Here is a 20,938-nt window from a genome sequence, read left to right as displayed (position 1 = left end):
CCCCCGGCGCCTTGCTCCGCAAAGCGCCGGACAAAACAGCAGCACTTGGCCTGCTGCGCCAGAGATCGTAACATAGGGACCAGAACAAGATGCTAGACGACTGGTCTAGTCGTCAGCTAAAGTAGTCACTATGAATACAAAAACTGAATTCACCGACACCCGTCTGCACCTGCTGGAAACCGGTACCCGACTGATCCTGGGTAAGGGCTTTTCAGCCGTTGGCCTTGCCGAAATTCTCAGTACCGCAGGCGTTCCGAAAGGCTCGTTTTACCACTACTTTCGTTCCAAAGAGCAGTTTGGTATCGAGCTGGTGCAACACTATTTTTCTCTGTATCTGAGTCGTCTTGAGGCACTGTTTCAGGACGCAAGTCTGACGCCGAGTCAACGGATCATGGCCTACTGGACACGTTGGCACCAACTCTACCGGGATGGTAGTTGCGAGGAGCAGTGTCTGGTCGTCAAGCTCAGCGCCGAAGTCGCAGATTTGTCCGAACCCATGCGCCAAGAGTTACTGGCCGGAACGCAGCAGATAGTGACCCATCTGGCCAGGATACTGGAGCAGGCGCAGGCCGTGCATGAGGTGATTCTCCCTACTCCGCCTCGGGCGATGGCCGAAGAGCTCTATCAGCTCTGGCTTGGCGCCAGCCTGCTCACCAAGCTCAGACGCGATGATTCGGCACTCAGCGCTGCCTTGCTCAGTAGCCAGCGCTTGCTCGGCATTACCGGCTGATCCACCGAGTAATATCACGCTCACTGTGCTAGTTCCTTATTCGTCGGAGCTAATACAGTGAGCAAGCCGATATGGTGAACAATCAAACTTTACTACGACGTTCGCGTCGTTTTTTTAACGAAAGGCACTAGGCGACCGGTCTAATGCGTTAAGGCAAACTCGGGACCGCAGGCTAGCCACTATATTCAGCAGCAACTCCATTCAGATCAAGGAATCACCATGACTCAGAACTATCAACGCATCGTATTGGCATCCCGTCCTCATGGCACACCAACGCTCGATAATTTCCGACTGGAAGAGCTGCCACTGCCCGAGCTGCAAGACGGCGAGGTATTACTCAAGACTCTGCACCTGTCACTGGATCCTTATATGCGCGGCCGCATGAGCGAAGGTCCCTCCTACGCCGCCCCTGTGGCGTTGGGCGAGGTGATGGTCGGAGGGGCCATCAGTGAGGTGATCGCCAGTCGACATGCTGAATTTGCAGTTGGCGATCGGGTATTGGGCTATACCGGCTGGCAGAGTCATACCATCAGCACGGGTAGCGGTTTAACCGTCTTACCAGCCACCTTGGCTCAACCTTCCTGGGCTCTGGGCGTGCTGGGAATGCCGGGTTTCACCGCCTATATGGGGCTGCTGGATATCGGTCAGCCGAAAAGCGGAGAAACGGTTGTGGTTGCCGCAGGAACCGGAGCTGTCGGATCTTTAGTCGGGCAAATTGCTAAGCTCAAAGGCTGCCGTGTGGTCGGAATTGCCGGCGGTACAACCAAGTGTCGTTATGCGGTGGAAGAGCTGGGCTTTGACGCCTGTGTGGATCACCACAGCAGTACCCTACCAGCCCAACTGGCGCTGGCCTGTCCCGATGGGATCGACGTCTACTTTGAAAATGTTGGCGGCCCGGTGCTGCAAGCCGTGGTGCCGCTACTCAATACCAGCGCTCGTATCCCGCTATGCGGCTTGATAGCTCAATACAACAGTACCGAACTGCCCGCCGGGCCAGATTTCTCCCCTCTGCTCCTGCGCACCTTGCTCACCCGTCGGGTGACCCTCAAGGGTTTCATCATCTTTGACGATTACGGCCACCGCTACCCGGAATTTGCCGCACAAATGGGGGCCTGGTTACAAGAAGGGAAAATTCGCTACCGTGAAGATCATGTCCAGGGATTCGCCAGCGCCCCGCAAGCCTTTATCGGCCTGCTGGAAGGCAAGAATTTTGGCAAATTGGTCATCGATCTTTAAATTTTGAGGCTAATAACAAGGGCCGCACTTGGCGGCCCTTGCTTGACTGGACAACGACTGGCTCAGCGACGACGTGCGACCACGGCATCGGCCAGTTGACGCAGTAGTTGCTCGGTGTCGCCCCAACCGATACAGGCATCCGTGATGCTCTGACCATAGGTCAGATCGGCAGCTTGACCTTCAACCAAATCCTGACGTCCGGCCACCAGATGACTCTCCACCATGACACCGAACACCACCTGGCTGCCATGCGCTACTTGATTGCAGACATCGGTACAGACATCCATCTGTTTCTGGTACTGCTTGGAGCTGTTAGCGTGGCTGAAATCCACCATCACTTTTTGTGGTAAGCCGGCTTTGGCCAGATCGGTCGCCACCGCCGCCACATGTTCGGCGCTGTAATTGGGCAACTTGCCGCCACGCAGGATGATATGACAGTCCGGATTGCCACCGGTTTGTACAATCGCCGAGTGGCCAAACTTGGTCACCGACAGGAAACAGTGTGACGCGCTGGCAGCATTGATGGCATCAATGGCAACCTTGGTGGTGCCATCGGTGCCATTTTTAAAACCCACCGGACAGGACAAACCGGAAGCCAGCTCGCGATGCACCTGGGATTCTGTGGTTCTGGCGCCAATGGCTCCCCAGCTCATCAAATCCGCCACATATTGCGGACTGATCATATCGAGGAACTCGCTCGCTGTTGGCATCCCCAACTCGTTGAGATCCAGCAACAACTTGCGACCGATGCGCAGACCATCATTGATGCGATAGCTGCCATCCATGTACGGGTCATTGATCAACCCTTTCCAACCCACGGTAGTGCGTGGCTTTTCAAAATAGACGCGCATGACGATTTCCAGGCGGTCTTTGAGCTCTTCACGCAGAGCCAGCAGCCGCTGGCCATACTCGATACCGGCTTTGGGGTCATGAATGGAGCAAGGGCCGATCACGACCAGCAGACGATCATCGTCACCGGTCAGAATGCGGTGGATGGCCTCCCGAGCCTCAAAGACAGTATTGGTTGCGCGCTCGGTAGCGGGGTACTTTTCCAGTACGGCGATCGGTGGCAACAGCTCTTTGATCTCTTTGATACGAACGTCATCGGTTTGATGCTGCATGTTTACTACTTCCCATAGGTTTGGTGCCGCATAGAGCCCATACGAGGGTCAACCGGGTTCCAGTTACTCCGGGCTCCAATCACTTAAGTGCAACAGCGAAGTGAACGTCAGGTCACCGGGTTACGGGCAAACGCCCCAACCGGACCGACAACCGCGTTGCAACCCAGTATCAGAAGCCGAAATAGGGCTCTGCTCCCTGGCGACAGTGTCAATCGAAGGGACAATCTAGAAGTTTTGCCGCGCCGCTGTCAACGCCATTACCGAACCAGAGGGGCGAATTCATCGGGTTCCGGCAAGAAAAGTCGCGCCACCTTTCCCCATGTCGTAGAATAGCGGCGTTATTTCTAGAGCCCTTTACCATGAGTGGCGAGCGTCGTCTCATTGCCGATGCCTCGCGATTCTCAAGACCATGCGTCTTTTTACTTCGGAGTGTTACCTTGCGTTTTGACGAGCTGTCATTGAATCCGCGCCTGTTGCAGGCCATTAATCATCTGGGCTTTATCGAAGCCACCGAAATCCAGCAACGCGCAATTCCTCAAATTCTGTCCAGCCATGATTTGGCGGCCTCGTCGAAAACCGGATCAGGCAAGACCCTGGCCTTCTTGCTGCCCATGGTACAACGGCTGATGACCAGCAAGGTGCTGAGCAAGCGTGGACCGCGAGCCTTAATTCTGGCGCCAACCCGTGAACTGGCCAAACAGGTTTATGGTCAATTGCGTCTACTACTGGCAGGCACCAACTACAAGGGCGCGCTGATCCTGGGTGGTGAAAACTTCAACGAGCAGATCAAGCAATTGCAACGCCAGCCCCATGTGCTGGTCGGCACGCCAGGGCGTATCGCCAACCATTTGAGTGAACGCAGTCTGTTTATCGATGGTCTGGAGATGCTGATCCTGGATGAAGCGGATCGGATGCTGGATCTCGGCTTTGCCAACGAGCTGAAACAAATTCATGAAGCCGCCAACCACAGGTTGCGTCAGACCCTGATGTTCTCAGCTACTTTGGCTCACACCGAATTTGAAGAGTTGGCCACGGTACTGCTGGATGCACCACGCCGGATTACTGTGGGTCAGGAGCTGGCGCCACACGAGGACATCGAACAACGCTTCTTGTTATGTGACCATCTGGATCACAAGCAGGCACTGCTAGAACATCTGCTCAACCATGAGTCTTATCAGCAAGCCATCATTTTCACCGCCACCCGCGCCGATACCGAGCGTCTGGCGCAACTGTTCCAGGAAAAAGGGCTGAGTACCGCGGCCCTGTCCGGCGAGCTGAAGCAGACGGCCCGTAACAACATCATGGATGGCTTCAGCCGTGGCCATTATAAGCTGTTGTTTACAACCGATATTGCATCCCGGGGACTGGATCTGGTCAATGTCTCTTTGGTGGTCAACTTCGACATGCCCAAGGCGGCGGAAGAGTTTATCCACCGTATCGGCCGGACTGGCCGCGCTGGTGCCAAAGGATTGGCCATCTCCCTGGTCGGTGCCAAAGATTGGGCCAGCTATCAGGCAGTGAAGAACCTGTTGCAGTTGGAGATCCCGTTCAGTGAAATCCCCGGTCTCAGCGGCAAGTTCAAGGGCGTCTTCAGCGCTCCCCGTCGAGGCCCCAAAGCGGCACATCCACTGTTGGCCGCCAAGGAGCCGAAAGCCGGCAAGAGCAAGCCGCCCGTGCGCAAGGCCCGACCAGCTAATGAAAAAAATCGCCCAGCCAAACAACAACCCAGAGCCGAGCTGGAGCAGGATGGCTTTTCCCCACTGCGTATACGCAAACCCAGCCTCGAAGCCTGACATCCAGACTCTTGGCAATCACCAAAGAACAACCAGAAGGGCCCTCGGTGGCCCTTCTGCCGTTGTATTCGGCTTCAACTGACTTCATGCATTAAATTTACTGCTTCAATTTCGGGTATCAGACCACCAAGCTAGCCAGCCTTCGTTACACTCAACTCAAGAATGTCATCGCCTTACGGAGTGTCGTGTGCTCAGCTATCTGCATGTCACCGGCCGCACCCTGATCATGGGGGATCTGCACGGCTGTTATCAGCAACTCCTCACTCGCCTGAGTCGCTTGGACTTTGCCCCCGAGCAGGGTGATCGCCTGATCGCGTTGGGGGATCTGACCGACCGTGGAGCAGATAATCTGGCCTGCCTGCGACTGCTGCGACAACCCTGGTTTCATAGCATCCGTGGGAATCATGAACAGTTGATGCTGCTGGCTTTGCTGGGCGGCAGCCGTCATGCCAGACAACTATGGTTTAGCAATGGTGGCTGTTGGTACGAACAACTCGCCGAAATCGAACAGGCTGAAGTGATGGCCTTGTGTCAGGAGCGGATCCAGCACCTCTCGTACGCCATGGAGATCACCAGCCGCGACCGCCACCGGATTGGTCTGGTGCATGCCGATCCAGTCTTCAACCAGTGGCAACAATTGGTAGAATGCTTGCGCGCACCCAGTCCGGATCCCGCCATTCTGGAGCAACTACTCTGGCAGCGAGAGCGACTGAACCAGTTGCGACAATTGCCCCGGGGGCCGCATCACACGCCATGCCTTTCAAAGACCGACCATTTCGACCTCGACCGGATTGCCGGAATTGACTTGGTCTGTATGGGACATACCCCACTGAGCGGTGAAGCGCCTTGGGGGACAGGCAATATGCTCTGGCTGGATAATGGCACCTGCGCCGGATTTGAACTGGTGCTCCTGGATGCCGATGACTGGCTCAAACATCACCCCCAATCCAGCGCCACTAACACGCATGCGTATGGCTAAAAACAGCAAAGCCCCGCATGGCGAGGCTTTGTTTGGCTGTAACCCGATATCGAGCAGAGACGACCCGGAAAGCAAGAACGATAAACAAGATGACAAAGAGTGCGACAGTTTCAGACACCAATTGCGACTGTCAACACACCAAGAATCCGCATGAAACGATGTCTCCCGCTGAAACTTGTTTCTCCCTACTGAGATTAGTCACGCCAGAACGGTTTGTTGCTCTCGACGAATCGATCGGACTCGGTCAGGCCAATATCCTTCAGCAAGTGCGGCGGCAACTCGGCCAGCTCGCGACGGCTGCGGGCCCGTTCGAACCAGGTCATCAACATCATCTTGCCGCGATTCAACAGACTGCTGGTATCCAGGGATTGTACGCTATGGGTGCTCATGTGAGTTGCCATTTTTAAATCTCCACTCTCTTGGTCTGCAGAAAGTCTAGTCGTCATCCCCCGCCCTCACAATTGACCTTTTTTCCACTTTCGGATTAGATTTTTTAATGGGTGAGCACGTTCACACTTTACCGGAACTCGGTCCAATGAGCGCGACACCAATCTCATATGGCAATCTTTTATTGCTTATATAGGTTATTGATTTAGTTAATGTTGTGTAAATGAAACAGGCTGAACGTGATGTAAGTCAACAAAGTGTATTTATTCTAGTGCAAATAGACCACTCATCTAGCATCCGAGCTTCTCGATTAAAAAATAACTATTTAAAATGCACGAGCTCTCGTCGCCACCCCGGCTTGCTCGGGCCACACTCATAAAATTAATGGATAACAGGCATGGACACTGTCGCGCTGTATCATCACACAGAAACCGGCTCAACCGCCCACCACTCCCCCAGTTGGTGGGTCAAGCAGACTACCCGTCTACGTTTTAATGGCAAGATGGGTTTCCTGTTAATTTTGGTATTGCTCTGTACGTTACTCGGTAATCTCTACTCGGCTTTTTCGACTCGGGACGCAATCCGCGAGTCCATCGATGCAGGCCTGATCGCTCAGGTCAGCGGAGTCCACCAATTGCTGCAGCAACAGTTGAGCAAGGATCCGGTGCATTTTTTACAAACCAGCCGTGAATTGCTCACCGGATTACGCTGGGGCGAACAGAATTCGGGCTACTTTTTCCTGGCCGATCGTCAGGGGCGCCTGCTGATCTATCCGCCCAAAGCGGCTAAAGAAGGCAACTTCCTGGATCCGGTACAAGTCATCGAGACCAATGAAGAGGTTTCCCAAGCGTTTGCTCGCATTGGCCGGGGTGATGAAGCCACACTCATTCACTATCCCTATATCAAACCGGGTAGCACCACCAAGACTCTCAAGGCTGCCTATGTAGCCCCCATCGGCGATTACTTGCTGATTTCCGGGGTCTATATGGATGCGGCTGATACCGCCTTTAGCCAGTATCTGATCAACAGCTCGCTGGTTCTGATCGCCACTTTGCTGGTCATGGTGCTGGTGATTGCCATCATCAGCCGCGCTATCAACTCCCAGGTTCGTCAATCCCTCAACGAGCTGCGGCTGATCGCCAACCGCAATCTGAGCCATACCATTTATGGCATGGGCCGTGACGAATTTGCCGATATCAACCGCGAATTGGAACACACCCGTCGTAATCTGTGCGAACTGCTCTCCGGCCAACGGGATACCTCAGTGACCCTCTCTGCGGCATCGGCGCAGATCAACCATGGCATGCATCAGGTAGGGACTGCGGTGCAGGATCAGCGGGAACGTCTGGATGCCCTCGCCGCCGCTATGGAAGAGATGTCTGCCACCATCCGCGATGTGGCGCTCAATGCCCAGCAGAGCGCCCAAGACAGCAATGAGACCGACCGCATGGTGCACCGTGGAGTCACGCAACTGGCGCACTGCATTGATTCCATTCGCCAATTGTTTACCAACTTGGGAACCAGCTCAGATTCGGTCAGCCAGGTTGAATCGGAAGTCAGCGCCATTAGTTCGGTCGTCAGTACCATCAGCAGTATCTCCGAGCAAACCAACCTACTGGCACTCAATGCCGCCATCGAGGCCGCACGCGCCGGAGATCAGGGCCGTGGCTTTGCCGTAGTCGCCGATGAGGTGCGCCAGCTGGCACGTCGTACCCAGCAGGCGACTCACGAAATTGACGAGATGATCAACAGCCTGCAGCAAGGTACTCGTCAAGCCGTGCAGCAGATGACGGTCAGCGTCAGCAACGCCGAATCCGCGATGCAAGATGCCGAGGCCGCGAATTTCGAGTTTGAATCTATCGCGACCCAGATTGGTCAACAAGCCCAGCGCGGTGACATGATTGCCGCCGCCGCTGAACAACAAAGCCATGTTGCTTCCCAGGTCACTGATAGTCTGGTGGTGATCCGTGATGCCGTGGAAGAGACCGAACATGTGGTGCGCGAACTCAGCCAAGCCAGTCAGAGCCTGCACCATGAAGCGCAGACACTGGAAAATATGGTCAACAGCTACCAACTGTAATCGATGAGGAAGTAGCGGCGACCGCAAGAGCCGTTTACAACGAATGGCCGAAACCAAGGGATTGGTTTCGGCTTTTTTATGCCCGGAACACAATAAACGTGTGCCGTTTACACCGTGAGATAGGTACGGATCAGCGACTCATCCAGTTCAGTCATGGCGCCAGAGGCCACATTGCGGCCTCGATCCAGCAAACAGAAGGTGTCCCCTACCTTGCGGGCAAAGGGTAATTTCTGCTCCACCAGCAGCACCGTCAGGCCAATCTCCCGATTCAGGCGGCGAATGATATCGCCAATTTCCGCCACCACATTGGGCTGAATGCCTTCGGTGGGCTCATCCAGGATCAGCAGTTTCGGATCCAGCACCAGGGCACGACCGATGGCCAGCTGTTGCTGCTGACCGCCGGAGAGATCCCCACCTCGCCGCTGTTTCATTTCCTTGAGCACCGGAAACAGCTCGTAGATGAACGCCGGGATCTGCCGCTGATTATCACGACGCGAAGGCAAGCCGATGCGCAGATTCTCCTCGACCGTTAATAACGGGAAGATCTGTCGCCCTTGCGGCACATAACCAATCCCCAGCTCGGCTCGCCTCTCCACCGCCAGCGGGGTGATGTTCTGACCATCAAACCAGATCTGCCCGCTCTTAAGCGGTAACTGTCCCATCAAGGCATTGAGCAGCGTGGTCTTACCCACACCGTTACGGCCCATCAGACAGAGGCATTCCCCCTGCTGTAACTCCAGGCTCAGATCCCACAGGGTATGAGACTGGCCATAGAATTGATTCACCGCATCAATTTTCAGCATGGGCTCTCCCCCAGATAGACTTCAATCACCTTGGGATCAGCCTGTACCTGGGCCATGGTTCCTTCGGCCAGCACAGATCCCTGATGCAACACTGTGACGCGATTGGCGATGCTGCGTACAAAATCCATATCATGTTCCACCACGACCACCGAATGTTCTCCGGCCAGCCCGGTCAGTAATTCTGCGGTCCGCTCCATCTCCTGATGGGTCATGCCGGCCACCGGCTCGTCCACCAGCAGCAGTTGCGGACGTTGCATCAGCAACATACCGATCTCCAGCCACTGCTTCTGGCCGTGGGAGAGCACCCCAGCCAGCCGCTTGCGCTCTGGAACCAGGCCGATGAGCAGTAACACCTGATCCAGATAGTCCCGCCCCTCGCCGCGCAGCTGACTGCGGAAGGTGTGCCACACCCGCTTGTTACCCGCCATGGCCAACTCCAGATTCTCCTCCACGGTCAGCGGCTCAAACACGGTCGGTTTCTGGAACTTGCGACCGATGCCGACCTCGGCAATCGCCGGTTCATCCAGACTCAGTAGGTCGATGTTCTGCCCGAACCAGGCGGAGCCGGAATCCGGCCGCGTCTTGCCGGTAATCACATCCATCATGGTGCTTTTCCCGGCGCCGTTCGGACCTATGATGCAGCGCAGCTCGCCAGCCTTGATGTAGAGATTGAGGTTATTGAGTGCCTTGAAACCATCAAAGCTGACGCTGATATCTTCCAGATAGAGGATCATGCCGTGGGTCAGGTTCAAGTCCGGTTGCTGCCGTGGCGAGAAACGTTCACGCCAATAGTCGGTAGAAAACAGCTCTCGGGTATTGGCTAACATATTCATGCTTCTGCCTCCTTGCGTTGTAACAGCCCCATGACACCCCGTGGCAAAAACAGCGTCACCAGCACGAACAGAGCGCCCAAGGCGTAGAGCCACTCATCGGGTAGCACGCCGGTAAACACCGACTTGGCATAGTTGACCAGCAGGGCTCCCAACACGGCGCCATAGAGAGTCGCCCGCCCGCCGACCGCGACCCAGATCACCAGCTCGATGGAGTTGAGCGGGGAAAACTCGCCCGGATTGATGATGCCCACTTGTGGCACATACAGGGCACCGGCAATGCCAGCCAGCATGGCCGAGAAGACAAACAGCGCCAGCTTGAACCACTCCACCCGGTAACCGATAAAGCGGGTGCGACTCTCGGCATCGCGGATCGCCACCGCCACTCGCCCGAGCTTGGAGCTGACGATGAGACGACAAGCCACATAACCCAGGGTGAGCGCTAGAGCAGAGAGCACAAACAGCGTGATCCGTGTCCCGGGTGCCGTCAGGGAAACCCCCAGCAGATCCTTGAAATCCGTTAGGCCGTTATTCCCCCCAAAGCCCATCTCGTTACGGAAAAAGGCCAGCATCAGGGCATAGGTCAATGCCTGGGTCATGATGGAGAGATAGACGCCGGTGACCCGGGAGCGGAACGCCAGAAAGCCGAACACGAACGCCAGAATGCCAGGCACCAGCAGGATCAGCAGCAGCGCCACCGGGAAATGTCCAACACCCTGCCAGAACCAGGGCAACTCGCTCCAGTTGAGAAACACCATGAAATCTGGCAGCTCGGCATTGCCGTAGACACCCCGATCACCGATCTGGCGCATCAGGTACATGCCCATCACATAACCGCCCAAGGCAAAAAAGGCGGCATGCCCCAAACTCAGGATCCCCAGGTAACCCCACACCAGATCCAGCGAGACCGCCAGCAGGGCGTAACAGAGATACTTGCCCAACAAGGTGATGGTATTGCTGCCCACATACAGGACGCTGCTCTCCGGCAACAGCAGGTTGGCCGCCGAAGCCAGCAACACCCCCAGCCAGATCAGGGCCAGCAGCAGCATGCCCCTCTTATCCTGTAACAGTGATTTCGCCATATGCGTTGCGGCTGAATGAGACAAGGCCATGCGTTAACCCTCCACGGCGCGGCCGCGCTGCGGAAACAGACCGCGCGGACGTTTTTGAATAAACAGTATGATGGCGACCAGGATCAGGATCTTGGCCAGCATGGCACCGGCGACCGGCTCTAACAGCTTGTTAGCCACCCCGAGCGTCAAACCGGCAACCAGCGTGCCCCACAGATTGCCAACCCCGCCAAACACCACCACCATGAAGGCATCGATGATGTAGCTCTGACCCAGATTCGGCCCCACATTGGTCAATTGCGACAGAGCGACCCCGGCAATCCCGGCAATCCCCGAGCCCAGACCGAAAGTCAGTGCATTGACCCGGGCCGAACGCACCCCCATGTTGCGGGCCATGGCCCGGTTCTGGGAGACAGCCCGCACTTCCAACCCCAACCGACTGCGCTTGAGCAACCACATCAGTCCGGCAAATACCAGCAGACTGAAGCCGATGATCACCAAGCGGTTGAGCGTGAGGGAGAGAAAGTCGTTAATGACCCAGGTGCCGCTCATCCAGCTCGGCATCACCACTGTCTGATTCAGGGGCGAGAAGATGGAGCGCACCGCCTGCTGCAACAGCAGACTGATGCCGAACGTCGCCAGCAGAGTTTCCAGTGGGCGGCCATAGAGGAAACGGATCACCGAGCGCTCGATGAGAATGCCGACGGCCCCGGAGACCAGAAATGCTGCCGGTACCGAGAGCAACAACGCCAGGCCCGGTTGCTCCGGCAGCCATTGCTGCAATACGAAGGTGGTATAGGCGCCCAGCATCATCAGCTCGCCATGGGCCATGTTGATGACACCCATGACGCCGAAGGTGATCGCCAGACCGATCCCCGCCAGCACCAGCACAGATCCCAGACTGATGCCGAAATAGAGGGTCTCGATACCTGAGTAGAACTGTTCAGAATGCTGCAGACTCTTGAGCGCCTGCCCCGCCTGATGCCGCACCTGGGCATCGCTATCCGATTGCGCCAGGGATTTGAATCGCTCCAGCACGAGCGGATGACGCAAAGGAGCCAGCTGGTCGATTGCCGTCAAGCGCGCCTCACGCGTTGGCGCATCCAGTTGGCTGAAGGCGATAACGCCCGAGAGCCATTGTTTGACTTGCGGATCAGTTTCCTGACTCAAACGCTGCTGCAGGGGGGCCAGATGTTGTGACGATAACTTGCCCAGCATGGACTTGACCGCATCCAGACGCTTGTCCGCATCCGGATCGCTCAAGGCCAGTCCAGATGCCAGCGCCGCGAGCTGCTCGCGCAGTGCATTGTTAAGCCCGACCCGTTTAAAATCCCGTGGCTTGCCCTCTATGGCGGTACCACTTTGCAAGCCGATAAACCGGCTCTCCTCACGCACCACCAACTGCTGATCGGCCTTGCGATAGTAGAGGTTGCCACTATCCAAGGCGGTAAACAGGGTGGCGACATAGGGCTGGCCACTGCTGGCGAGCACACTAATCGCTTGCTCTTTTTCGGAGAAACTCTTCCCTGTCAGCACCACCAGAGCCTCATCCGGACTCATAGTGTCGGCTGCCAGGCTGGTTGGAACCCACAGGGAAAGGATCAGCCCGAACAGTGCCATCAGGCCATAGCGAAGATTGACGACTAGACCGCGAGCCCGTCGTCCCCTTCTGAGGTGGGGTACTTGCCTTATGCTCCATGCTTGCATCTTGGCGTCCTTCAGTTGAATGAAACGATATGATGAAACGCGATGAGGTGGATGGCTCAACGCCATCAGGCCTAACCGCCTCTCACCAGGAGGTACCCCCAGCTTTCGCGCAGGGATACCCGTTACTGCTTGTATCAGCCGCCGAGCCAACCCAGTGGCGCGACTCGGCGACTTTACCTCGACTTACTTGCCGCTACCGCCACACTTGCCGGTTTTGACATTGAAGTTGCCGCAGGCTAAGGGCTTGCGCCAATCGGCGATCAGATCCTTGGATCCCGGCAGATAATCGGACCACTCGTCACCCGCCACAGTACCCTTGGTTTCGGAGACTACTTCAAACTGGCCATCGTCCTGGATTTCGCCAATCAGCACCGGCTTGGTGATGTGATGGTTTGGCAGCATGGCCGCATAACCACCGGTCAGATTCGGTACGGCAACCCCGATCAGCGCGTCCTGTACTTGCTCCGGATCCGTGGTTCCCGCCTTCTCGACCGCCTTCAGCCACATGTTGAAGCCAATGTAAGTGGCTTCCATCGGATCATTGGTGGTGCGAGTCTCTTTACCGGTGAACTTGTGCCACTGCTCGATAAAGGCACTGTTCTCGTCGGACTCGACGCTCTGGAAGTAGTTCCAGGCAGCCAGGTGACCGACCAGCGGTTTGGTGTCGATACCGGAGAGCTCTTCCTCACCGACCGAGAAGGCAACGACCGGGATATCCTTGGCCGATACGCCCTGATTACCCAGCTCCTTATAGAACGGCACGTTAGCATCGCCGTTGATGGTGGAGACTACGGCGGTCTTTTTGCCCGCCGAGCCGAACTTCTTCACATCGGAGACAATCGATTGCCAATCGGCGTGGCCGAACGGGGTGTAGTTGACCATGATGTCGGAAGCAGGTACGCCCTTAGCCTTCAGATAGGCTTCAAGGATCTTGTTGGTGGTACGCGGGTAGACATAGTCAGTCCCGAGCAGAGCCCAACGCTTGACACCATTGGCCATCAGATAATCCACAGCAGGGATAGCTTGCTGGTTGGGTGCGGCACCGGTGTAGAACACATTCTTCGAGGATTCTTCACCTTCATACTGCACCGGATAGAACAGAATGCTGTTGAGCTCTTCCACCACCGGCAGCACTGACTTACGTGAAACCGAAGTCCAGCAGCCAAAAATGGCCGCCACTTTCTCTTTCTGGATCAACTCACGGGCCTTTTCGGCAAATAATGGCCAGTTGGACGCCGGATCCACGACCACAGCCTCGAGCTTCTTGCCCAGCACACCGCCTTTTTTGTTCTGCTCGTCGATCAGCATCAACATGGTGTCTTTGAGCGTGGTCTCGGAGATCGCCATGGTGCCGGAGAGCGAATGCAACACACCGACCTTGATGGTGTCATCGGCGGCAAACGCACCGGCAGAGGCCATGGCCAATGCCAAGAGGGACAGACGGGATACTTGCTTGAATGTTGTGGTTTTCATGAAACATCTCCTTGTTCAATGAAAGGTCTCCGCACAAACGCTTGTGGGGCTTACCTTGTTCGTAGGCACAGATGAGATCTGGCCCGCTACCATGTCGCGTTAGTTGGTCATGCACTCGTTATTGTCGGGATCGTCGTTATCGGTGAAGCAATTGAGCTCTCATCCTGCCGCTGACTCCGCTCGCGAGCGGCATGCAGCATATGCAGGGTGATTTTGCGCACCTCGGCCTTGCTGGCCTCGATGTGCGACTTCAGTAACCGCAGCGCTTCTTCGCTACGGCGTTTGAGAACGGCACCCAAGATGGCGCCATGCTCGCTGTAGGTGGCTGCAATCCGCGGCCCCTGGGTAAAATCCAGACGCCGGATGATGCGGATGCGTTCGCTGACACTCTGGTGCACCGCGGCCATTTCCCGATTGCCGGCCGCCGCCACCAGTAAACAGTGAAACTGCTCATCCAGTCGGGAGACCAGTTGGCCATCGGCCAGGCGCTCGGCTTCTGCCACCAACCAGGTCTGCTTGAGTTGCTCCAGCTCAGCTCCCTGTTGCAGGCCATCACATAAGCGCCGCACCGCCGCCTCCTCCAGCACGATGCGCAGATCGTAGAGATCCTCGAAGTAGGCAAAGTCGAAGGGGCGAACCTGCCAACCACTGCGGAAATAGACCTCCACATAGCCCTCTTGCTGCAAACGGTAGAGAGCATCGCGCACCGGAGTGCGGCTCACCTCCATGCGCTCGGCCACTTCGTTTTCACTGAAGCGATCTCCTGGCAACAGGGAAAAATTGAAGATCTGATCCTTGAGCTCGGCATAAACCCGATCCGCCATATTCACCGGTCTGGGTTTAGGCTCTCCCAATCTCCGCTTACGGGTTTGTTGCGATTCCATAGCCTTATCCTTATTTTGTGGCACCCGTGCCGATTGGTACCGATGGATCCCTTTAGTCCACCAGCTCCGGCTCACCGGCCTCGATATAGAGCAACGCATCGCCGGCCTGCACCGGACGCCCCGCCTTGCAGCTGATGCGGCTAACCACACCATCGACCGGGGCATGGATCGCAAACTCCATCTTCATCGCCTCGACAATCAGCAGCGCCTCACCGGCTTTCACGCTCTGCCCGGGCTCCACCAGAAGTTTCCAGATGTTGCCGCTGATATCGGCCTCGACGGCATGGTGATTTTCGGGGACCGCATCAGTCTCGCTGGTGATTTCGCCGAGCTCGGCCAGCTGCTGCTCTTCGCTCTGCCACAAGGCCACCTCACGGGTGAAGGCTTCCTGCTGGCGACTCTTGAACGCGGCTATGCTCTGCTGGTTGTCATGGATAAACTGCTCATAGGCCCCAAGGGAGAAGATCTCCTCCTCGATGCAGATCTGAGCCTTGCCCTCGCGGAACTGCTCGCGCAACACATCTAGCTCCGCCTCGCTGACCGGGTAGAACTTCACCTGGTCGAAGAAGCGCAACAGCCAGGGCTCACCGGCAGCAAACTGCGGGTTCTTCAGGAATTTGTTCCAGATTGGCAGGGTACGCCCCACCAACTGATAACCGCCGGGTGAGTCCATGCCATAGATGCACATATAAACGCCGCCAATACCCACGGTCCCTTCGGCGGTATAGGTACGGGCCGGATTGTATTTGGAGGTCAGCAGGCGATGGCGCGGATCGACGGGCACAGCACAGGGAGCCCCCAGATAGACATCCCCCAACCCCAGCACCATGTAGCGGGCATCAAACAGGATGTCGCGCACCTGCTCGCGGCTCTCCAGCCCATTGATACGCTGGATAAAATCGACGTTATTCGGTAGCCAAGGGGCCGTATCCCGAACCGACTGGCGGTAGCGAGCCACAGCATCCAGAGTGGCGGAATCTTCAAAGGCCATGGGCAGATGCACCACACGGCTACGAACCTGCAAGCTGCTGACCGGCGGCAGCAGGCTCTCACGCTCCAGCAAGGCCGCAATCAGATCTTGCTGATGGATCACCCGGCTGTCGTAGCGGATCTGCAAGGAGCGCACACCGGGCGCCAGTTCGGCGATCCCGGCTATTGGCGTGGCCTTGAGCGATTCCATCAGGGCGTGGATCCGCATCCGCAACCGCAGATCCAGCACGTTGTCGCCATACTCCAACAGCAGGTATTTATCACCCGCCTGCCGGTAAGCAACGCCGGGATGGTCGCCGCAAGCCGGTAAGGCATTGATCACGCAGGCCGAAACCGTGTGATCAGGCTGCAAGCTTGCCGGATGATGAGAGGGCAATTCAGGGTCCTGCAGAACGTCGATGGCGCCATCCCAGGCCAACTCACGGGCTAGAGCCTCATCAAAATTCATCGCTTTGAAACGGATCTTGTCGCCAGGTTTGACTTGGCCCACTTTCCACAGCTCGGCCTTGGCAATGGTCACCGGGCAGACAAAACCGCCCAGGCTGGGGCCGTCGTGAGTCAGGATCACCGGCATATCCCCGGTGAAGTTGATGCTACCGATGGCATATTCACAGTCATGAATATTCGAAGGGTGCAAGCCCGCTTCGCCACCGTCGGTACGAGTCCAGCTCGGCTTGGGCCCCACAAGACGCACCCCCAGACGGTTGGAGTTGTAGTGCACCTGCCATTCAGTAGCAAAGAACTGGTTGATAGAGTCGGTGGTGAAGAAATCCGGTGCACCATGCGGGCCATAAAGCACGCCAATTTCCCACACCAGAGCTCCCTCAACGGCTTCGGGGAACTCACCAAATCCGGGCTGCAGCAACCCGGGCAGGGTGCCGGTAAAAGGTTCAGTCTCTATCTGTGCGGCCAGAGGCAATACATCCCCAATCCGCAAGGGGCGACCGGCATGACCGCCAAATTGACCTAAGGCGAAAGTGGCTCGGCTGCCCAGATAGACCGGCAGATCCAGTCCACCACGGATCGCCACATAGCTGCGACACCCCTGGGCCACCTTGCCCAGCACCAGCAGTTGCCCGGCCTTGACCGCAACAGCACTGTGATAGGCCACCGGCTCGCCATCCAGAGTGGCAGGCGATGGGGCTCCAGTCAGCGCAATCACGGTATCGGTATGAAAACGCAGGCTGGGGCCAAGAATGGTGCACTCAAGTCCTGCCGCATCAGCACTATTGCCCACCAGGCGATTGCCTAAGCGGAAGGCTCTGTCATCCATAGGGCCGGAAGGCGGAACACCAATATCCCAGTAACCGACACGGCCTGGATAATCCTGCACCGTGGTATAGGTACCGGCGACAACCACCTCCACCGCAGCGGGCAAGAAGGTGACGCTATTGAGCGCTTGGGTGGCCACATCACCGGCCAGGAAGCGATCCCAACGGCTGATCTGGCGCAGATAATCCAGGTTGGTGGCGATGCCGCCAAGGCGCGTCTGAATCAGCGCCTGTTGCAGCCGCTCTATGGCCTCGGCACGGTCTTTCCCATACACAATCAGCTTGGCCAGCATGGGATCATAGTGGGCCGAGACCTCGGAGCCCTGCTCTATCCAGCCATCCACCCGCAGATCCGGCCCCTGGGGCGGGAATACCACCTCGGTCAGAGTGCCTGGTGAAGGTTGGAAGTTCTTCAGCGGATCCTCGGCATACAGACGGACCTCGATGGCCGCCCCTTGGGGCTCAGGCAACTGCTGCATATCCGGTGGTGTCCCGGCGGCAATCAGCAGCATCCACTCCACCAGATCGATGCCCGTCACCCGCTCTGTGATGGGGTGTTCAACCTGCAGACGGGTGTTGACCTCCAAAAAGTAGAAATCATCTCGTTGGCCGTCATAGATAAACTCCACGGTGCCGACCGACTGGTACCCCACCGACTGGCCCAGACTCACCGCTGCGGCCAGCATGCGCTCGCGCGTCACGGCCGGCAGACCTGGAGCGGGCGTCTCTTCCACCACCTTCTGGTTACGGCGCTGCAAGGAGCAATCCCGCTCACCCAGCGCCACGACTGTGCCCTGCCCGTCGCCTGCGATCTGCACTTCCACATGGCGGGCGGCTTCCACGAAGCGCTCGATAAACAAACCCGCATCGTTAAAGAACTGCTCCCCCAGCCGCTTGACCGAGGCAAACGCGTCTTCCAGCTCGGCCGGGCTATCACAGCGGGTCATACCGATGCCACCGCCGCCCGCCGTGCTCTTGAGCATCAGCGGATACCCAACCCGCTCGGCTTCGCTCAGCGCATGGGTGACCGAATCTAGCAAGCCTGAGCCGGGAGTCAGCGGTACCTGGGCCGCTTGTGCCAGAGCTCGCGCCTCATGCTTGAGGCCAAACTGCCGCAGTTGGGTCGGCGTTGGCCCGACAAAGACGATGCCCGCAGCGGCACACTGCTCGGCAAAACCAGCATTCTCCGAGAGAAAACCATAGCCGGGGATCACAGCCTCAGCACCAGTAGCCTTGGCAGCCGCCAGGATCAGATCGCCGCGCAGATAGCTCTCAGCCGGGCTATTGCCCCCTAAAGCGACGGCTTCATCGGCCAATTGCACCGCCAGGGAGTGGCGATCGGCATCGGAGTAGACGGCGACGCTCTTTACCCCCAGACGGCGCAGGGTTCGGATGATACGGACCGCGATTTCCCCGCGATTGGCAATCAAGACTTTGGTAAACATCGGCAAATTCCTTTTTAGTGAGCAGTGGCATTCAAGCTGCGGATAAAAGCCCGCCAGCCGCCAAATTCGGTGATGTTGCGGGCCTCGGATAGGGTGCCTGGCTCGCAGATAAATCCTTTGACCCGGCGGCCATCGGCCAGCAGCACGGTTCCCAGCCCCAGCGGCGTCGGGATCCCGGCCAGAAAATCGGCCCACTGACTCTTGGGCAGCGCCCAGAGCTCCAGCTCGATGGCGGCGGTGGCAGTTTCGGCCTCAGTAGCCGCGACCAGCGCCGGTTTGGGCGGTACACTCCCGGCCAAAGCGTAGAGTTGGTAGTGACTGGCACTGCGGGTACGCTCGAGCAGATAGGCGCCGCGGCTGGTCAACTCATGATTGAGCGGCATGCCGGAGAGATGAGCTCCCACCACGGCAATCGGGTAATAATCCGCGCTGCATGCCGCAGGTATACGCTCACCGGCTGGCGGCAAAGCACGAGCAGTCGCCCCCAATGGCAGCTGTAACTGCTGCTGCCAACGGTGACCAAACTCGGCCATGGCGGACTCCTGCCAGGCTGGCGCAATCAGGGTGATGCCGGCCGGTAAGCCATCGGCACGGAACCCGGCCGGTAGCGCCAGGGCGCTGCAATCGGCCAGATTGACGAAATTGGTATAGGCACCCAGCCAGGAGTTGACGGTGACAGGGGCCTCGGCCACCTGGGCCTGAGTTGGCAACAACGGCGCCGTCGGGACCAGCAAGGCATCAAACTCGTTAAAGACGTTCAAGATCTGACGCTGCAGCGCCATGCGCTGATATTCGGCCCTATGGGCCGCGGTGGCACTTTGTCCTTGGGCTTGGGCGACGATAGAGGCTACCGTCGGGTCCATCTGATCCGCCTGCTCGGCCATGAAGGACTCCAGCACCGCATGACGCTCCGCCACCCAGGGCCCCTCATAGAGCAAGCGCGCCAGAGCATACATGGGGGAAAAATCGATGGCAGTCAGCTCGGCGCCCTGAGCCCGCAGCTGATCACAGGCCTGCTCGAAGGCGGCTGCTTGTTGTGCATCGCCGTGCCACTCCATGACGCTTGGCAAGGCAAACCGGGGTCGAGGGCCCCAGCTAGAGCGCAGCGGCGTTACGGGTTGTGGACGGGAGTAGATATCGGTGGCATCGAAGGCACTCATCTGCGCCGCCAGCAACTGGGCATCCGCCACGGTCAGTGCAAAGATGGAGACGCAATCCAGGGAGCGGCAGGCGGGCAATACCCCTGTGGTGCTAAAGGCGCCGCGCGTCGGTTTCCACCCCACCAGATTATTAAATCCCGCTGGCACGCGACCGGAGCCTGCGGTATCGGTGCCCAAGGCAAAGGGCACCAGGCCGCGCGCAACCACAGAGGCAGAGCCCGAGCTGGAGCCGCCGCTGATATAGGCGCTATCGAAGGTATTGGCGACGGCGCCGTAAGGAGAGCGGGTGCCGACCAGGCCGGTGGCAAACTGATCCAGATTGGTTTTGCCCAGCACTATGGCCCCGGCGGCCTTCAGGCGCGCCACCACAGTGGCATCCTGGGTTGGTTGGTAGGCAAAGGCCGGACAGGCTGCTGTCGTGGTCAGCCCTGCAACATCAATATTGTCTTTCACCGCAAACGGAATGCCGTACAGAGGTAACCGGGAGAGATCCTGTTGCACCGCCGCCAGACGTCGGGCCAGATCGCTGAGTTGCTGCTCCAGTTGCTCCCGCGTGATGCGGCTGATCCAGGCGTTATCCTCCGGCGAGAGGCTCGCCACCAGGGGTGCCAGCAGTTCCATGACCTGAGCGCCCTGCTGGCGGTAAGCCTGTTGCCACTCTTGAATCGTCCATCCCGTTGTTTTCATCCCTGCACCCACTTAGCATTCCAACTTGTATACAAGCAGGTATTACAAGTCGCATGCCAAAAGCTGACTCAGGAATTAACTGATTTTTATATTGTTTAAATTCAATTAGTTATGATTGATAGCTAGGCAATTATTAGGAATATCCCCCGCAACAGGCGAGACATTCCTTTGCACTGAACTACGGCACAGTGAAATCTACTGGTGCGCAATAATAGGGAGGCAAGTGACTCTGCACCTAAATGGCGCAGCCATCTGGCATAATGGCAGAGACAAAAAAGCCGACGCAGTGGTC

15 protein-coding genes are annotated in these 20,938 nt (G+C 57.4%); 5 read left to right on the top strand and 10 right to left on the bottom strand.

Annotated features, from left to right (window positions below):
- The first annotated feature begins 130 nt into the window (after positions 1 to 130).
- On the top strand, positions 131 to 730 hold the full coding sequence (locus ACYVG7_RS20015) for a TetR/AcrR family transcriptional regulator (RefSeq protein ID WP_460884867.1): 600 nt from the start codon (positions 131 to 133) through the stop codon (positions 728 to 730).
- A gap of 219 nt (positions 731 to 949) precedes the next feature.
- On the top strand, positions 950 to 1,966 hold the full coding sequence (locus tag ACYVG7_RS20010) for an NADP-dependent oxidoreductase (protein WP_460884866.1): 1,017 nt from the start codon (positions 950 to 952) through the stop codon (positions 1,964 to 1,966).
- 62 nt (positions 1,967 to 2,028) lie between these two features.
- Here ACYVG7_RS20010 and aroG read toward each other — a convergent pair whose 3' ends face one another.
- The gene (gene aroG / locus ACYVG7_RS20005) at positions 2,029 to 3,087 is read right to left on the bottom strand and encodes a 3-deoxy-7-phosphoheptulonate synthase AroG (protein ID WP_460884865.1); all 1,059 of its coding nucleotides are present in this window, start codon (positions 3,085 to 3,087) and stop codon (positions 2,029 to 2,031) included.
- A 437-nt stretch (positions 3,088 to 3,524) separates the two neighbouring features.
- On the opposite strand from aroG, the gene ACYVG7_RS20000 reads away from it, so the two are divergent.
- Together ACYVG7_RS20000 and ACYVG7_RS19995 are read left to right on the top strand one after the other, a co-directional pair.
- Positions 3,525 to 4,880, top strand: coding sequence for a DEAD/DEAH box helicase (locus ACYVG7_RS20000; protein ID WP_460884864.1), 1,356 nt, complete (start codon positions 3,525 to 3,527; stop codon positions 4,878 to 4,880).
- Positions 4,881 to 5,067: 187 nt separating this feature from the next.
- Positions 5,068 to 5,859 (top strand): metallophosphoesterase, encoded by a 792-nt coding sequence (locus tag ACYVG7_RS19995; protein WP_460884863.1) that lies wholly within the window; start codon positions 5,068 to 5,070, stop codon positions 5,857 to 5,859.
- Positions 5,860 to 6,053: 194 nt separating this feature from the next.
- Here ACYVG7_RS19995 and ACYVG7_RS19990 read toward each other — a convergent pair whose 3' ends face one another.
- Positions 6,054 to 6,260 (bottom strand): DUF1127 domain-containing protein, encoded by a 207-nt coding sequence (locus ACYVG7_RS19990; protein ID WP_460884862.1) that lies wholly within the window; start codon positions 6,258 to 6,260, stop codon positions 6,054 to 6,056.
- 383 nt (positions 6,261 to 6,643) lie between these two features.
- Here ACYVG7_RS19990 and ACYVG7_RS19985 point away from each other — a divergent pair, with 383 nt between their 5' ends.
- Positions 6,644 to 8,326 carry a methyl-accepting chemotaxis protein gene (locus tag ACYVG7_RS19985; RefSeq protein ID WP_460884861.1) on the top strand — a complete coding sequence of 561 codons (1,683 nt, stop codon included), beginning with the start codon at positions 6,644 to 6,646 and terminating at the stop codon, positions 8,324 to 8,326.
- Between the two features lie 107 nt (positions 8,327 to 8,433).
- Here the strand turns inward: ACYVG7_RS19985 and urtE are convergent, their stop codons facing one another.
- The 8 genes from urtE to atzF form a co-directional block, all read right to left on the bottom strand.
- On the bottom strand, positions 8,434 to 9,129 hold the full coding sequence (gene urtE / locus ACYVG7_RS19980; protein WP_460884860.1) for an urea ABC transporter ATP-binding subunit UrtE: 696 nt from the start codon (positions 9,127 to 9,129) through the stop codon (positions 8,434 to 8,436).
- Positions 9,123 to 9,962 carry an urea ABC transporter ATP-binding protein UrtD gene (gene urtD, locus ACYVG7_RS19975; RefSeq protein ID WP_460884859.1) on the bottom strand — a complete coding sequence of 280 codons (840 nt, stop codon included), beginning with the start codon at positions 9,960 to 9,962 and terminating at the stop codon, positions 9,123 to 9,125. The genes urtE and urtD overlap by 7 nt, the downstream gene beginning before the upstream one ends.
- Complete coding sequence (gene urtC, locus ACYVG7_RS19970) at positions 9,959 to 11,008, bottom strand: urea ABC transporter permease subunit UrtC (protein WP_460884858.1); 1,050 nt, start codon at positions 11,006 to 11,008, stop codon at positions 9,959 to 9,961. Before urtC ends, urtD begins: the two co-directional genes overlap by 4 nt.
- 66 nt (positions 11,009 to 11,074) lie before the next feature.
- A complete protein-coding gene (gene urtB / locus ACYVG7_RS19965; RefSeq protein WP_460884857.1) occupies positions 11,075 to 12,736 on the bottom strand; it encodes an urea ABC transporter permease subunit UrtB in 1,662 nt (553 codons plus the stop codon).
- Between the two features lie 183 nt (positions 12,737 to 12,919).
- Positions 12,920 to 14,209 (bottom strand): urea ABC transporter substrate-binding protein, encoded by a 1,290-nt coding sequence (gene urtA, locus ACYVG7_RS19960; protein ID WP_460884856.1) that lies wholly within the window; start codon positions 14,207 to 14,209, stop codon positions 12,920 to 12,922.
- Between the two features lie 107 nt (positions 14,210 to 14,316).
- A complete protein-coding gene (locus ACYVG7_RS19955) occupies positions 14,317 to 15,093 on the bottom strand; it encodes a GntR family transcriptional regulator (protein WP_460884855.1) in 777 nt (258 codons plus the stop codon).
- A 52-nt stretch (positions 15,094 to 15,145) separates the two neighbouring features.
- Complete coding sequence (uca, locus tag ACYVG7_RS19950; RefSeq protein ID WP_460884854.1) at positions 15,146 to 18,799, bottom strand: urea carboxylase; 3,654 nt, start codon at positions 18,797 to 18,799, stop codon at positions 15,146 to 15,148.
- A 14-nt stretch (positions 18,800 to 18,813) separates the two neighbouring features.
- Positions 18,814 to 20,646, bottom strand: coding sequence for an allophanate hydrolase (gene atzF, locus ACYVG7_RS19945; protein ID WP_460884853.1), 1,833 nt, complete (start codon positions 20,644 to 20,646; stop codon positions 18,814 to 18,816).
- Between the last annotated feature and the right edge of the window lie 292 nt (positions 20,647 to 20,938).

It is taken from the genome of Pseudaeromonas pectinilytica, from assembly GCF_054780855.1.
The sequence above is the reverse complement of the archived record's forward strand: the minus strand, read 5'-3'. Positions and strand labels throughout refer to the sequence as shown.

Bases quoted from the DNA above. Each gene is read 5' to 3' on its own strand.
- ACYVG7_RS20015 (WP_460884867.1), top strand. From the start codon at position 131: ATGAATACAAAAACTGAATTCACCGACACCCGTCTGCACCTGCTGGAA.
- ACYVG7_RS20010 (WP_460884866.1), top strand. From the start codon at position 950: ATGACTCAGAACTATCAACGCATCGTATTGGCATCCCGTCCTCATGGC.
- aroG (WP_460884865.1), bottom strand. From the start codon at position 3,087: ATGCAGCATCAAACCGATGACGTTCGTATCAAAGAGATCAAAGAGCTG.
- ACYVG7_RS19990 (WP_460884862.1), bottom strand. From the start codon at position 6,260: ATGGCAACTCACATGAGCACCCATAGCGTACAATCCCTGGATACCAGC.
- ACYVG7_RS19985 (WP_460884861.1), top strand. From the start codon at position 6,644: ATGGACACTGTCGCGCTGTATCATCACACAGAAACCGGCTCAACCGCC.
- urtE (WP_460884860.1), bottom strand. From the start codon at position 9,129: ATGCTGAAAATTGATGCGGTGAATCAATTCTATGGCCAGTCTCATACC.
- urtD (WP_460884859.1), bottom strand. From the start codon at position 9,962: ATGAATATGTTAGCCAATACCCGAGAGCTGTTTTCTACCGACTATTGG.
- urtC (WP_460884858.1), bottom strand. From the start codon at position 11,008: ATGCTGCTGCTGGCCCTGATCTGGCTGGGGGTGTTGCTGGCTTCGGCG.
- urtB (WP_460884857.1), bottom strand. From the start codon at position 12,736: ATGCAAGCATGGAGCATAAGGCAAGTACCCCACCTCAGAAGGGGACGA.
- urtA (WP_460884856.1), bottom strand. From the start codon at position 14,209: ATGAAAACCACAACATTCAAGCAAGTATCCCGTCTGTCCCTCTTGGCA.
- ACYVG7_RS19955 (WP_460884855.1), bottom strand. From the start codon at position 15,093: ATGGAATCGCAACAAACCCGTAAGCGGAGATTGGGAGAGCCTAAACCC.
- uca (WP_460884854.1), bottom strand. From the start codon at position 18,799: ATGTTTACCAAAGTCTTGATTGCCAATCGCGGGGAAATCGCGGTCCGT.
- atzF (WP_460884853.1), bottom strand. From the start codon at position 20,646: ATGAAAACAACGGGATGGACGATTCAAGAGTGGCAACAGGCTTACCGC.